This is a genomic window from Nitratireductor arenosus (genome assembly GCF_009742725.1).
GTDB classification, from domain to species: Bacteria; Pseudomonadota; Alphaproteobacteria; order Rhizobiales; family Rhizobiaceae; genus Mangrovimarina; species Mangrovimarina arenosa.
In genome coordinates this window covers 697,741-710,511 of the sequence record NZ_WPHG01000002.1, presented here as the reverse complement: position 1 = coordinate 710,511, position 12,771 = coordinate 697,741, and the positions used below count along the sequence as shown (strand labels likewise).

Here is a 12,771-nt window from a genome sequence, read left to right as displayed (position 1 = left end):
CCGCCTCACTCGCCGTTTTCCAGCATGTCCTTGACCACGGTCGCCAACTGCTTGAGCGAGAACGGTTTCGGCAAAAAGCCGAACTTGGCTTCCTCGGGCAGGTTTTTGGCGAATGCGTCCTCGGCGTAACCGGAAACGAAGACGAAACGGATATCGGGCTGCAGCTTGAGCAGTTCGCCCAAAAGCGTCGGCCCATCCATCTCCGGCATCACCACGTCGGAGACGACGATGTCGATCTTGCCGTCGAGCTCCTTGAATATCTCCAGCGCCTCGATGCCCGACGTCGCCTCGTGGACGGTGTAGCCGCGCGAGGTGAGCGCGCGCATACCGCCCATGCGCACGGCGTCCTCGTCCTCGACCAGAAGCACCGTGGCCGATCCTGACAGGTCCTTTTGCGGCGCGGCGGCGGCCGGTTGTGCGCCCGGCGCCTTCTCGGCCGCGGCGGCGGCCTCTTCGGTCTCGTCCGACTTGGTTTCGATATGGCGCGGCAGGAAGATGCGGAACGTCGTGCCGGCGCCCTCCTGCGAATCGCAGAAGATGAAACCGCCGGTCTGCTTGATGATACCGTAGACCATCGACAGGCCGAGCCCGGTGCCCTTGCCGACCTCCTTGGTGGTGAAGAACGGCTCGAAAATCTTCTTCAAAACGTCGGCGGGGATACCGGTCCCGGTATCCTGGACCTCGACCAGCACGTAATCCGCCGGCGCAAGTTCGCGATACGAAAGGCCCGCGCATTCGTCCGCCGCGAAATTGCGGGTGCGCACCGCCAGTTCGCCGCCATCGGGCATGGCGTCGCGGGCGTTGACAGTGAGGTTGACGACGACCTGCTCGAACTGGCCGAGATCGACGCGCACCGGCCACAGATCGCGGCCGTGCTCGATCCTGAGCTTGATCTCGTTGCCGATCAGCCGCGCCAACAGCATGCGCAGATCGGCGAGCACGTCGGTCAGGCTCAAGACCTCCGGACGCAGCGTCTGGCGCCGCGAAAAGGCCAGGAGCTGCCGCACCAGCGAGGCGGCGCGATTGGCGTTCTGCTTGATGTTCATGATGTCGGGAAAGGACGGATCCGACGGGCGGTGATTGGTCAGCAACAGATCCGAGGCCATGATGATGGCCGTCAGCACATTGTTGAAGTCATGCGCGATGCCGCCGGCGAGTTGACCGACCGCCTGCATTTTCTGGCCCTGGGCCATCTGCGCCTCAAGCGCCTTCTGCTCGGTGGTCTCGACGGCGTAGACGATCGCTGCTTCCTCGGCGTCCTCGCCCGCATCGGCCACGGCATTGACGTAAAAACGCATGTGACGCTCGTCGTCGCCGGGAAGCACGGTGTCGATCGGCGCGATGTCGGCCTGGCGCAGCTTGGCTTTCTCGAGCGCGGCGGTGAAGGTCGCGCGATCGCGCTCATGGATGACCGTCTCCAGACGCAGCTTGCGTTCCACCGAGGCGCGATCGACAACCGAGCCGAACAGCGACAGGAAGGGCGCGTTGGTGCGCAGAATGCGTCCCTTGCCGTCGACGCCGGCGATCGCCATCGGCGTGGAGTTGAAGAAGCGCGTGAAGCGCACTTCCGAGGCGCGCAGATCGGCGGTCGCGTCCTCGCCCTTGGCGCGATTGAGCACGATGGTGCGGGTCGCGCCGGGCAGGCCGTCGCGGCTGGCCATGGTTTTGTGCATGAAACGCACCGGCAGCGCTTCGCCGCCGCCCGTCAACAGATCGAGGTCGATGACGGCGTTGCGCACCGAGCCGGGCTCCGCCTTGACCGAGCGGATCAGGGCCATGCCGTCGCCGGCGACGATTTCCGGCAGTGTGACGGAACCGGGCGTGAAACTGGCCAGGTCGATGCCCAGCCATTCGGCGAGCGTGGCGTTCACGTAGGTCACGCGATCGTCCGCGTCGGTGGAAAAAAAGCCGGCGGGTGCGTGATCGAGATGGTCGATCGCCTGCTGGAGATCGAGAAAGAAACGTTCCTGTTCGGCGCGCTCGGCCGATATGTCCTCGATCTGCCAGGACAATAACGGCTGACGCTGAACCGGCGCGGCGAAGCTGCGGGCCCTGGCGCGATACCACCGCGCGCCCGGCTCGGAGCCCGGCCTTATCGACTGGGACAGCCTGAATTCGCCCTCGCCGCTCTGCCCGTCGCGCAGGCTGGACGCGATCCGTTCCACGACCGGCGCGGCATCGGGATTGTCGGCCAACAATCCCTCGACCGACCGGACATCGGCGGCCGAACTGGCTCCCGTCAGCTCGGCATAGGCGCGGTTGGCGTAACAGACCCGGCCCTTCAGGTCGCTGACAATCAGCCCCTGCGGCATGGAATCGACATAGGCTTTGGCGAGTTCGTCGCCACTCGAGCGCGGGGCGATTTGCACGAAACCGATCGCGGTCGCGAACAGGTAGCCGATGCCGATCATCGCCAACACGCCGAGCATGCCAAGCAGAAACGGATCGCCGAAACGGTCGCGCATGAGCACGAACAAAAAGGCGGCGCAAATCAGGACGACGATGAACACGACCAGACGGGCAATCGTGCCCGGGCGCGCATTCTGGTCGACGATCGGGTCGGGATAGCCCTTCCCCCGGCCTTCTCCTGCCATTGACGCTCCGTCCTGCCCGATTCCTGTCGATTGACCCCGACCGGTATGAATCACATTCTGCACGCAGGCGAAAGCCCGTCCGCCCGCTTCAAGGCAGATTCCGGCCGTTTGCCGCGGCGGGCACGACCGGTGACCGGTATCCGCCGGAAAGACCAGCCGAAGCGTTTCCTTTTACACATGAAACGTTTTAGTGTTCGCCACCAAAATGAGGGGCGAAAGGAATCAGCAATGACGGCATGGCTGGAAGGGATGATCGGACCTCAATATGCGCCGCTGGTCGGATGGGTCCTGTTGGCCCTCGTCATCATCGTCATCGCGCTGATCGCTTTGCGTCTTCTGCGGGGAATAACGGCAGGCACCTTCATTGCCGGCGGGCGCAACCGCAAGGCCCGGCTCGCAGTCATGGACGCCACCGCGATCGACACCCGCCGCCGCCTCGTGCTGGTTCGACGCGACGACGTGGAACATTTGATCCTGATCGGCGGCGCGAACGACATCGTTGTCGAACAGGATATCCGCATGATCCACAAATCGTCGCGGTCGATCACCGACGAGGCTGACGCGCCTCCACGCCAGGCACCGCCGCCGTCGCCGTCCGTGCCGGAAAAGTCCGAACCTGCCCCGGCCCGTCCGTTTTCGGGTTTGCGCGGGCCTGAGCGCGCGGCGACCACACCGCGCCCCGCCGCACCGCCGGCCCGACCGGCAGCGTCGCAACCCGCGCCACCCGGCGCCAAGCAGGCTCCTGCCTGGCGCCCGGCCCAGCCTGCATCTGCCCCCAGGACCCAGCCGGCCCCGGCGCGGCCAGCGACACCTGCCCCCGCCGTCGCACCAGTCGGCGCGCCCGCGCCGAAACCGGAGCCCAAGCCCGCGCCCGCGCCCGCAATCCATGACGATGGCGACCTGGACGACGCGCTCTTGCGCGAGCTCAATCAGTCCTTGGGCGTGGAAACCCCGAAAGCGCATGCCAAGGACGGGTCGCTCGACGACGAAATGACAAAACTGCTCGGCGAGCTTTCACGCGACCACAAATAGATTTCGATAAAGGCACGGCCCGGGTCGCGTCGCGGCTGGCGGAAAGTGGCACGGCCCGCATATGAAAAAGACGGCCTCGTCAGCCGCCTGTTTCCACCTTCCTGCCTATACGTCGTCTCAATCGTCGCGATAGACTTTTTCGCGCCGTTCGTGCCGCTCTTGCGCCTCGATCGACAAGGTCGCGATCGGGCGCGCGTCCAGGCGCTTGAGCGAGATCGGCTCGCCGGTCTCTTCGCAATAGCCGTAGGTGCCGTCATCGATACGCTGCAAGGCAGCGTCGATCTTGGAGATCAGCTTGCGCTGGCGATCGCGGGCGCGCAATTCGATGGCCCGGTCGGTTTCCGACGACGCCCGATCGGCGAGATCGGGATGATTCGCGTTTTCCTGCTGCAGCGATTCAAGGGTTTCCCTCGCTTCGCGCAGGATCTCGGTCTTCCAGGAGATCAACTTGGTCCTGAAATAGGTCTTCTGCCGTTCGTTCATGAACGGCTCGTCCTCGGTAGGGACATAATTTCGTTCCTTGGTTCCACTCATTCGAGTCACCCCGCACAATGAACCGGCGCTTATATATTCGGGCGAATCTGACGGCACAAGCACAAAGGTCGGAGAAATCACGTCTTTGTCAGTCACGATCCTCGCCGGCTCGCGCGGAACCGGGGCTGGTGCCGATATTGCGTGAGGCATGGCGGATGACTTACGAACGAACTCGGAGACGGTGCGCGTGGCGCCGGACGGGGAGACCAGAATGAGCCGCCTCTTTCTGCTGCGCCATGCCAAGGCGGCCTGGGCCGAGCCGGGCGGGCGCGATTTTGACCGGGCCTTGACCGAAGACGGCCGGGATGAGGCCACCGCGATCGGCGCAGCGATGCGGGCGGGCGGCCACGTGCCGAGCCGCGTCATGTGCTCGCCGGCCCGCCGGGCGCTCGAGACCTGGCAGGGCGTCGCGAACGCGCTCGGGCACAAGGCTGGCGCGGCATTGATGTCGAATTCCCTCTATGGGTCAGATCCCAGCGCCTATCTGACCATCATGCGCAACAATGGCGACGCCGAAGCGCTTTTGATCGTCGGTCACAACCCGATGATCGAGGAACTGGCCTTCGCTTTCGCCCGACACGGCAACGACGACGCCCGCCAGCGCCTGGCACGCGGTTTCCCGACCGCCGGGCTGGCCGTGTTTTCTTTCGCCAGACCGCTTTTCGAGGCGTCGGCGGCCGACGCGCGGCTCGAAGCGTTCCTGACGCCCGAGCGGGCATGAACCGGGTCCGCGCCGCCGCTCCATTCCAATTCGCGGTCGCGCTGCCTATATCGGTGACGTTTCAGCGCAACTGGATGGAGGCGACTTGGCGTCCCTGACAACCTATGCCGACGAGGCGCTGATCGCGCTCGACACGCTCGCCAGCCGCGCCGCCGGATTCGTCGCCCCGAATATCAGGCTCGGCGTGACCGGCCTGTCGCGGGCGGGCAAGACGGTCTTCATATCCTCGCTGGTGCACAATCTGATCCATGGCGGACGATTGCCCCTGTTCGAGGCGCAGAAAACCGGCCGCATCGCGCGCGCCTTCCTGGAGGAACAGCCCGACGACGCGGTGCCGCGCTTTCAATACGAAGAGCATGTCGACGCCTTGGTGACGGAGCGCCGCTGGCCCGAATCGACGCGCGCGATATCGGAACTGCGCCTGACGATCGCTTATGAATCGGCCTCGGCCTGGGGGCGAATGTTCTCGCGCGGCCAATTGTCGGTCGATATCGTCGACTATCCGGGCGAGTGGCTGCTCGACCTGCCGCTGCTCGGCAAGAGCTACGCTACCTTCTGCCGCGAATCGCGCGAACTGGCCGAACTGCCCGCGCGCGCCGACCTCGCCGCCGACTGGCTGGCCGCGGCAAGCGCGGTCGATCCCGAGGCCGATGCCGACGAGATGACGGCCAAGGCGCTTGCCGACCGCTTCGCCGCCTATCTGAGAGCCTGCAAGGAAGACAGCCGTGCGCTGTCGACGCTTCCGCCCGGCCGTCTGCTGATGCCCGGCGACCTCGACGGCTCGCCGGCGCTCACCTTCGCCCCGCTGCCGCAGGAAAAGACCGGGCGCACCCGGCCGGGTTCGCTCTACGCGATGATGGAGCGCCGCTTCGAGGCCTACAAGACCCACGTCGTGAAGCCGTTCTTTCGCGATCACATCACCCGGCTCGACCGGCAAATCGTACTGGTCGACGCGCTGCAGGCGCTCAATGCCGGGCCGGCTGCGCTCGCCGACCTCGAGCGCGCCCTGACCGACATCCTGTCCTGCTTCCGGCCCGGACGCGGCAATCTTCTGACCGACCTGGTGACGCGGCGGATCGACCGCATCCTGGTCGCGGCGACCAAGGCCGACCATCTGCATCACGAAAACCACGACCGGCTACAGGCGATCGTACGGCGGCTCGCCGACCGCGCCGTGGCCAAGGCGCGGCTGACCGGCGCCCAGGTCGACGCCGTCGCAATGGCCGCGCTGCGCGCCACCCGCGAGGGCACGGTCCGGCAGGGCCGCGAGGACCTGCCGGTGATCATCGGCACGCCGCTCGCTGGCGAGACGATCGGCGACGAGACGTTCGACGGCGAAACCGAGACCGCGGTCTTTCCCGGCGATCTGCCGGACAATATCGGGCCGCTCTTCGACGCAGCCGCCGACACGGCGCCTGTCGAGACGGTGCGTTTCGTACGCTTCCGCCCGCCGCGTCTGGAACGGTCCGCCGACGGCCTGTCGCTGGTGCTGCCGCATATCCGGCTCGACCGGGCCCTGCAATTCCTGCTCGGGGACCGGCTGGCATGAGCAACGAACGCAAGCCCGCCGCCTTCCGCCTGCCGGCGCGCGAGGGGGCGCCCAAGCCGGCGGCATCGCGCAAGACGGCCGCGACGTCCGGTTCTCAAAAGCCTCGCCAGCCGCGCGCCGTGCGCGGCGAGGATTTCGTCGCCGTCAAGACGGACGAGATCGACTATTTCGAAAACGGTACCGAACCCGAACTTAGGCCGCTGCCGCCGCCGCCGCGACGGTCGCGGCTTGCCGCGTTGTTTTTCGGCGCCACCGGCATCCTGATATCGCTCGCCGTCGGCCTGTGGGTCGACGGCCTGGTGCGCGACCTGTTCACCCGCGCCGACTGGCTCGGCTGGACCGCGATCGCCCTGACGGCGCTTGCCGGCGCGGCGCTGGCCGCGATCCTGCTGCGCGAAGTCATGGCCCTGATGCGGCTTGGATCGGTCGAGCGCATGCGCCGGCGCGCCGATGACGTCGTGGCGCACGCGGACGCCAAGGCGGCCCGGGACCTGACCGACGATCTGGCCGGCTTTCTCGCCGCCAAGCCCGAAACCGCCGCCGGCCGCGCGGCACTCGAGGCATTGCGCGACGACGTCATCGACGCGCCGGACCTGATCGGCCTTGCGGAGACCGAATTGCTGGCGCCGCTCGACAGGCGTGCGCGCCAACTGGTGCTGGACGCGGGGAAGCGCGTGTCGCTGGTCACCGCCGTCAGCCCACGGGCGCTGGTCGACCTTGTCTACGTGCTTTATGAAGCCGTTCGGCTCGTGCGCCGGATCGCCGATCTTTACGGCGGGCGTCCAGGCACGCTCGGCTTTTTCCGCCTGATGCGCTCGGTGCTCGCCCATCTCGCGGTGACCGGCTCGATCGCCGCCGGCGACAGTATCGTCCAGCAGATTCTCGGCCACGGCCTGGCCGCGCGCCTGTCGGCGAAGCTCGGCGAAGGCGTGGTCAACGGCATGATGACGGTTAGGATCGGCATCGCCGCGATGGAGGCCGCCAGACCGCTGCCCTTCCGCGTGCAAAAGCGTCCCGGCGTCGGCGATTTCCTCTCCGCGCTGACGCGGCTGGTCGGGGAAAAGGCGGAAAAGCAGCCTCCTTCCGCATGAGAAGCCGCGAATTCGACGCTTGAAAGATGGCGCGGAGTTGCGCATTCTGCGGCAAAGGCGCGCGGCCTAGACAAACCATTAACCATTCTGGGGCAAGGATCGGTCGTCGCGTCCAGTATTCCGGTGACCGGGTAGCCAGATGAATCGTGTTCTTCGCACAGTCTTGCCGTCGGCAGCCGCGGCATTGTTTTTCTCGCAGGTCACGGCATTTGCCACGGATCGCGACCACACATTTTTCAAGTCGGTGCGCGGCGAATGGGTCGGCCCCGGCGAGATCGTCGCCGGCAAGTACAAGGGCACGAAATTCACCTGTACGCTCACCGGCACCACCCATTCCAAAAAGGTCGGCATGACGCTCGGCGGAAGCTGCCGCGTCGGCGTGTTTTCGCAAAAGATGTCGGCCTCGATCGAGCGCCACGGCAAGAGTTACCGGGGCAGTTTTCTTGACGGCGCCAGCGGCAAAGGCCTCGACATTGTCGGCGGCAATGTCACCGGCTCGCGCGCCGTGATGTCGCTCAACCGCGACAAGCTCAACGGCGCCATGCTGGCCCGCATGAAGGGCAATGACGCGATGAACGTCACCGTGTCCGTGCGCGTAAACAAGGAACTCGTGCCGGTGATCGGCATGAACCTGAAGCGGGTCGACGCCACCGCGGTCGGAGCCGTTTCACGCAAATAGCTTCTTTGCGAACCGACACCGACGCATGCCGAACCGTCGCTCCGGCGAAATTTCTCAGCCTTTCCACCAGTCGCCGCCGGTTTCGGCGACGATGATGCCGGCCGCATCCGTCCTGTCGAGATAATGGTCGAAACCGAGACCGTCGAAGGTCAGGTCAGGCGCGATTTCCCGCAGCGGTATCAGCACAAAGGCGCGTTGCAGCATGCGCGGATGCGGAAGCTCGAGTCCGCCTTCGCAAAGCCTTGCCTCGCCGTGGCATAGCACGTCGACATCGATCACCCGTGGACCGCCCGGTATGGTGCGCACCCGCTTCAGTTCCCGCTCGGCGCCAAGGCACAGTTCGAGCAGGGCGCGCGGGGAAAGCGTGGTGCGAAGTTCGGCGACGCAGTTGAGAAAATCGGGCTGCGCCACCGTGCCCCAGGGCGGCGTGCGATAGACGGAGGAGACTGTCACCACCCGGGTCGAAACATCGGCGTCCACCATACGCAGCGCCGCCGCCATCGCCGCCAGCGGGTCGCTGAGATTGCCGCCGAGCCCGAGAAAGGCGCGGACCTCATTGCGGCCAGACAAGCGTCACCTCCACATGGTCGAGCACGCCCGGCACCGGCGCGTTCGGTTTCCTGACGGTGATTTCCGCCTGTTTGATCTGCGGGAAGCGAGCGCAAAGCTGCCTGGCGACATCGCGCGCCAGCGCCTCGATCAGGAAACGGCGTTTTCCAGTCACAATCTCCTCGATCACCTGGAACGCCGCGCCATAATCGACGGTGGCGCCGATATCGTCTTCCTCGAGCGGCTTTTGTGGGTCGACGGTCAGCGCGGCGTCGACATAAAAGCGCTGCCCAAGGATCTCCTCGGCGTCGTACACGCCATGGCGCGCGAAAAAGGCGCAGTTCTTCAATCGGATGACATACATGGCTGCGCTCTCAGCGTTGCGGCCGGGCGGCCAGCATAGCATCAGCCATTTTGAGCGCATCCACATTGATTGCGACGTCGTGCACCCGAAAAAGCGCGGCACCCTTCATGCGCAGGAAAACGCTGGTCGCGGCGGTTCCCGCACCGCGCGCGCCCGGCTCGCGGCCGGTGACATGGCCGATGAAGCGCTTGCGCGAGGTGCCGGCCAGCAAGGGGCGTCCAAGCGCGTGCAACTCGCCGAACCGGGCGACAAGCTCGAGATTGATCCCGGCCGTTTCCTTGCCGAATCCGAAGCCCGGATCGAGCACGATACGCGCCGCGCCGAGCCCTGCGGCGCGCGCGATGGCGAGCGAGCGTTGCAAAAAGACGCGCTGGTCCTCGACGAGGTCGGCCGCGAGCGCGCGCTCGCGGCTATTGTGCATCAGCACCGCGCCGGCACCGGTCTCAACGATCGCGGCCGCCATATCGGGATCACGCTGCAAGGCCCAGATATCGTTGACTATATGCGCGCCGGCCGCGACTGCCTTGCGCGCCGTTTCGGCGCGATGGGTGTCGACGGAAATCAAAACGTCGGAGCGGCGCGCCACCGCCTCGATCACCGGCAGCACACGCGATTGCTCCTCGTCGGCGCCGATCGCGCCGGCGCCCGGCCGGGTCGATTCGCCGCCAATGTCGACGATCGCGGCCCCCTCCGCTTCCATTTTTAGCGCCGCTTCGACCGCGGCGTCACGAGTGGGAAACAGACCGCCATCGGAAAAGCTGTCCGGCGTGACGTTGACGATACCCATCACCACCGCCGCGGGGCCGAGCGTGAGGCTACGGCGGTGAGCGAGCGGCCACAAAACCGGTTCCGTCGTGATCACGTCGTCGTTCATTGCCGCTCCGCTCCGGTTGCACGGGCCACCGGCGCGCACGGCACGCCGGCTTTTTTGTTGCGCCTTCCCCCGGTCTGGCGCATGGTCGCCCCTTGGCCTTAACCGGGATCGGCCGTGATGAGAAGGTCAGTCTTCGCCCTGACGATACTGCTAGCCGGCACCGCCACTTTGGCGGCCCAGACCGTGTCGCGCAGCTACAGCTATTTTTCGATCGGCGGACGCACGCTCGAGGAAATCGATGGCGAACTCGCCCGGCGCGGCCCGCAGGTGCAAAGTACGGGCCAACGCCATCCCGGCGCCACGCGCATGAAATTCTCCACCAAGCTGACCCATGCCAGCACGGATCGCTGGTGCGCGATCGACAAGGTCAAGGTATCCGTTAGTGCCCGCATCATCCTGCCGCGCTGGGTTCAGCGCCGGCGCGCCGATGGCGACACGCGGCTGATCTGGGACACGCTTTCCGCCGACATCAAACGACACGAGGAATTCCACGTCCAGATCGCCAAAAGGCACGCGCGCGAGCTCGAACAGCGGCTTGGGCGCATCGACCGGCGCCGCGACTGTGCGGCGCTGAAGGAAAAGGTCGACCGCGTCACCGCCTATGTCATGCAAAAGCACGACCAGGCCCAGGAACGCTTCGACCGCGTCGAAGGCAAGACCTTCGAGGACCGGATGATGCGGCTTTTGACCTATCGCCTGCAGCAGATCGAGAAGGGTCGGCTGTCGAAATAGACCGGCGCTATCCGGTCGTCGGCTGCCGGGTTGGGCAAAGGCAACCCCCGCCATGTCCGGGCGAAAAGACGCCCAGCGCGGGTTGCTGCTCGGTCACGGGCGAGACGTCAGTACTCTTCCCAGCCATCGCCAGCCGCGACCGCGGCCGCGCCGAAAGCGGTCCTGACCTCGCCGGCCATGCGCCGGGCGGGCGATTCGACCGCATGGGCCGACGAGGTCGCCAGGGCGATCGGCCGAGCCTGAGCCGCCGACTCCAGCCGGAAGCGACCGAGAAGGGTGAACAATGCTTGCGCCTCCTTGGCAAGGCTATGGCTGGCCGCGGTCGATTGCTCGACCATGGCCGCGTTTTGCTGCGTGGACTTGTCGATCTCTCCCACGGCTTCGTTGACTTCCTTGAGGCTGATCGATTGTTCGCGCGCGCTTTCCACGATCGCGGCGACATTGTCGCTGATCCGCTGCACCTGGCCGACGATCTCCTCCAGCACCGTGCCTGTTTCGCCAACCAGCGACACCCCGCTCCTGACCTGTTCGCCCGACCCGCCGATCAGGGATTTGATCTCCTGCGCCGCACTGGCGGAACGCTGAGCAAGCTCGCGCACCTCCTGGGCGACCACGGCAAAACCCCTGCCGGCCTCGCCCGCCCGTGCGGCCTCCACGCCGGCATTCAGCGCCAGAAGATTGGTCTGGAAGGCGATTTCGTCGATCATGCCGATAATGTTGGAGATTTCCTGGGAGGACGATTCGATCTGCCCCATGGCCTCGACCGCCTTGCGCACGACCTCGCCCGAGCGCTCGGCATTGGCGCGTGTCTGCGCGACCAGCGTCCCGGCCTCCTCGGCACGGCACGCCGCCTCGGTGACGCTGGCCGTTATTTGGTTCAGCGCCGCGGCCGTCTCCTCCACCGAGGCAGCCTGCTGCTCGGTGCGGCGCGACAGGTCGTCGGCGGCGGAACGGATCTCGTCAGATCCGGAAGTGATCGCGCGGGCATTGTCGCCCACAGCCTGCATGGCGGTGCGCAACGTCACCACCGAATCGTTGAAATCATTGCGCGTCCCTTCCATTGTCGGCACGAAGGGCTCGTCCAGGCGATGGTGCAGATCGCCGTCGGCCAACGCCCGCAATCCCGCTCCCAAAGTGGCGATCGCACCCATGCGCTCCGAGACGTCGGTGGCGAACTTGACGACCTTGAACACCCTGCCATCGAGGTCGAGGATCGGATTGTAGGCGGCCTGGATCCAAATTTCCTTGCCGGCCTTGCCGACACGCAGAAATTCGCCCGACATCGGCTCGCCCTGAGCGAGCTTTTGCCAGAAGAGCCGATAGTCGTCGCTGCCGGCGTAGCCCGGTTCGCAGAACATACGATGATGTCGACCGCGAATCTCGGCAAGCTCGTAGCCCAGCGTGGCGCAGAAATTTTCGTTGGCGGCGATGATCTCGCCTCGCGGCGTGAACTCGATCACGGCCTGCGAGCGCGAGATGGCGTCGAGCTTGCCCGCGTCCTCGACCGCCTTCATCTTCTGGTCGGTGATGTCGGTCGCGAACTTGACCACCTTGTACGGTTTGCCGCGGCGAAACACTGGATTGTAGGACGCTTCGATCCAAATGCCCGAACCATCCTTGCGAATCCGCCGGTACTGGCGCTGATCGTGCTCGCCGCGCGCCAGCTTCGCCCAGAATTCGCGATAGTCGGCGCTTTCGGCATACGCGGGCTCGACAAACAAACGATGGTGCTTGCCGACGATTTCGGAAAGTTCGTAACCCAGCGCGGTACGAAAATTCTCGTTGGCATGCAGGATCGTGCCCTTGAGGTCGAAATGGATGACGGCCTGCGACGCGTCCATGGCCGCCACAATGGCCCTGGCGTCGGAATGAAACCCCGGTATCAGGGCGCCCATGAGATGTTCCTTCCATCGTTCGAACGCCACGCCCGGAACCGGACGAGGCAGCCATATCGCGATCGGGACCCTGGTTGGGGAGCGGCCGGCGCCGTCACCGGCATTGTCCGCCTCCGTCCCGCATCGAGAGTGCCACGGCGCGGCGCTTCCCGAAGTC

Annotated in this window: 12 protein-coding genes; 6 read left to right on the top strand and 6 right to left on the bottom strand. The window is 65.7% G+C overall.

Annotated features, from left to right (window positions below):
- Positions 1-5: 5 nt before the first annotated feature.
- Positions 6-2,594: a cell cycle histidine kinase CckA gene (gene cckA, locus GN330_RS10355; protein ID WP_156712582.1), complete on the bottom strand. Its 2,589-nt coding sequence runs from the start codon at positions 2,592-2,594 to the stop codon at positions 6-8.
- Between the two features lie 30 nt (positions 2,595-2,624).
- On the opposite strand from cckA, the gene GN330_RS10350 reads away from it, so the two are divergent.
- Positions 2,625-3,626: a flagellar biosynthetic protein FliO gene (locus GN330_RS10350; protein WP_343040529.1), complete on the top strand. Its 1,002-nt coding sequence runs from the start codon at positions 2,625-2,627 to the stop codon at positions 3,624-3,626.
- 117 nt (positions 3,627-3,743) lie between these two features.
- Here GN330_RS10350 and dksA read toward each other — a convergent pair whose 3' ends face one another.
- Positions 3,744-4,160: an RNA polymerase-binding protein DksA gene (gene dksA / locus GN330_RS10345; protein ID WP_156712581.1), complete on the bottom strand. Its 417-nt coding sequence runs from the start codon at positions 4,158-4,160 to the stop codon at positions 3,744-3,746.
- A gap of 211 nt (positions 4,161-4,371) precedes the next feature.
- Between dksA and GN330_RS10340 the strand changes: the two genes are divergently transcribed.
- The 4 genes from GN330_RS10340 (at position 4,372) to GN330_RS10325 (ending at position 8,200) form a co-directional block, all read left to right on the top strand.
- The gene (locus GN330_RS10340; protein ID WP_156712580.1) at positions 4,372-4,881 is read left to right on the top strand and encodes a SixA phosphatase family protein; all 510 of its coding nucleotides are present in this window, start codon (positions 4,372-4,374) and stop codon (positions 4,879-4,881) included.
- Between the two features lie 85 nt (positions 4,882-4,966).
- Positions 4,967-6,430, top strand: coding sequence for a YcjX family GTP-binding protein (locus GN330_RS10335; RefSeq protein ID WP_156712579.1), 1,464 nt, complete (start codon positions 4,967-4,969; stop codon positions 6,428-6,430).
- Positions 6,427-7,521 carry a YcjF family protein gene (locus GN330_RS10330; RefSeq protein WP_156712578.1) on the top strand — a complete coding sequence of 365 codons (1,095 nt, stop codon included), beginning with the start codon at positions 6,427-6,429 and terminating at the stop codon, positions 7,519-7,521. The genes GN330_RS10335 and GN330_RS10330 overlap by 4 nt, the downstream gene beginning before the upstream one ends.
- A gap of 139 nt (positions 7,522-7,660) precedes the next feature.
- Positions 7,661-8,200, top strand: coding sequence for a hypothetical protein (locus GN330_RS10325; protein WP_156712577.1), 540 nt, complete (start codon positions 7,661-7,663; stop codon positions 8,198-8,200).
- A gap of 54 nt (positions 8,201-8,254) precedes the next feature.
- Here GN330_RS10325 and folK read toward each other — a convergent pair whose 3' ends face one another.
- Genes folK through folP form a run of 3 tightly spaced genes read right to left on the bottom strand, consistent with a single transcriptional unit; the run spans position 8,255 to position 9,987 of the window.
- Entirely contained in the window at positions 8,255-8,770 is a 516-nt protein-coding gene (gene folK / locus GN330_RS10320; protein ID WP_156712576.1) for a 2-amino-4-hydroxy-6-hydroxymethyldihydropteridine diphosphokinase, read from the bottom strand.
- Positions 8,754-9,113: a dihydroneopterin aldolase gene (gene folB / locus GN330_RS10315; protein ID WP_156712575.1), complete on the bottom strand. Its 360-nt coding sequence runs from the start codon at positions 9,111-9,113 to the stop codon at positions 8,754-8,756. The genes folK and folB overlap by 17 nt, the downstream gene beginning before the upstream one ends.
- A gap of 10 nt (positions 9,114-9,123) precedes the next feature.
- The gene (gene folP / locus GN330_RS10310) at positions 9,124-9,987 is read right to left on the bottom strand and encodes a dihydropteroate synthase (RefSeq protein ID WP_156712574.1); all 864 of its coding nucleotides are present in this window, start codon (positions 9,985-9,987) and stop codon (positions 9,124-9,126) included.
- Positions 9,988-10,104: 117 nt separating this feature from the next.
- Between folP and GN330_RS10305 the strand changes: the two genes are divergently transcribed.
- Positions 10,105-10,719 carry a DUF922 domain-containing Zn-dependent protease gene (locus GN330_RS10305; RefSeq protein ID WP_156712573.1) on the top strand — a complete coding sequence of 205 codons (615 nt, stop codon included), beginning with the start codon at positions 10,105-10,107 and terminating at the stop codon, positions 10,717-10,719.
- Positions 10,720-10,826: 107 nt separating this feature from the next.
- On the opposite strand, the gene GN330_RS10300 is transcribed toward GN330_RS10305, so the two are convergent.
- On the bottom strand, positions 10,827-12,614 hold the full coding sequence (locus tag GN330_RS10300; protein ID WP_197435112.1) for a methyl-accepting chemotaxis protein: 1,788 nt from the start codon (positions 12,612-12,614) through the stop codon (positions 10,827-10,829).
- Between the last annotated feature and the right edge of the window lie 157 nt (positions 12,615-12,771).

Excerpts from the sequence above, each read along its gene's own strand:
- GN330_RS10305 (WP_156712573.1), top strand. The coding sequence starts at position 10,105 with ATGAGAAGGTCAGTCTTCGCCCTGACGATACTGCTAGCCGGCACCGCC.
- GN330_RS10325 (WP_156712577.1), top strand. The coding sequence starts at position 7,661 with ATGAATCGTGTTCTTCGCACAGTCTTGCCGTCGGCAGCCGCGGCATTG.
- folB (WP_156712575.1), bottom strand. The coding sequence starts at position 9,113 with ATGTATGTCATCCGATTGAAGAACTGCGCCTTTTTCGCGCGCCATGGC.
- GN330_RS10300 (WP_197435112.1), bottom strand. The coding sequence starts at position 12,614 with ATGGGCGCCCTGATACCGGGGTTTCATTCCGACGCCAGGGCCATTGTG.
- dksA (WP_156712581.1), bottom strand. The coding sequence starts at position 4,160 with ATGAGTGGAACCAAGGAACGAAATTATGTCCCTACCGAGGACGAGCCG.
- GN330_RS10330 (WP_156712578.1), top strand. The coding sequence starts at position 6,427 with ATGAGCAACGAACGCAAGCCCGCCGCCTTCCGCCTGCCGGCGCGCGAG.
- GN330_RS10340 (WP_156712580.1), top strand. The coding sequence starts at position 4,372 with ATGAGCCGCCTCTTTCTGCTGCGCCATGCCAAGGCGGCCTGGGCCGAG.
- cckA (WP_156712582.1), bottom strand. The coding sequence starts at position 2,594 with ATGGCAGGAGAAGGCCGGGGGAAGGGCTATCCCGACCCGATCGTCGAC.
- folP (WP_156712574.1), bottom strand. The coding sequence starts at position 9,987 with ATGAACGACGACGTGATCACGACGGAACCGGTTTTGTGGCCGCTCGCT.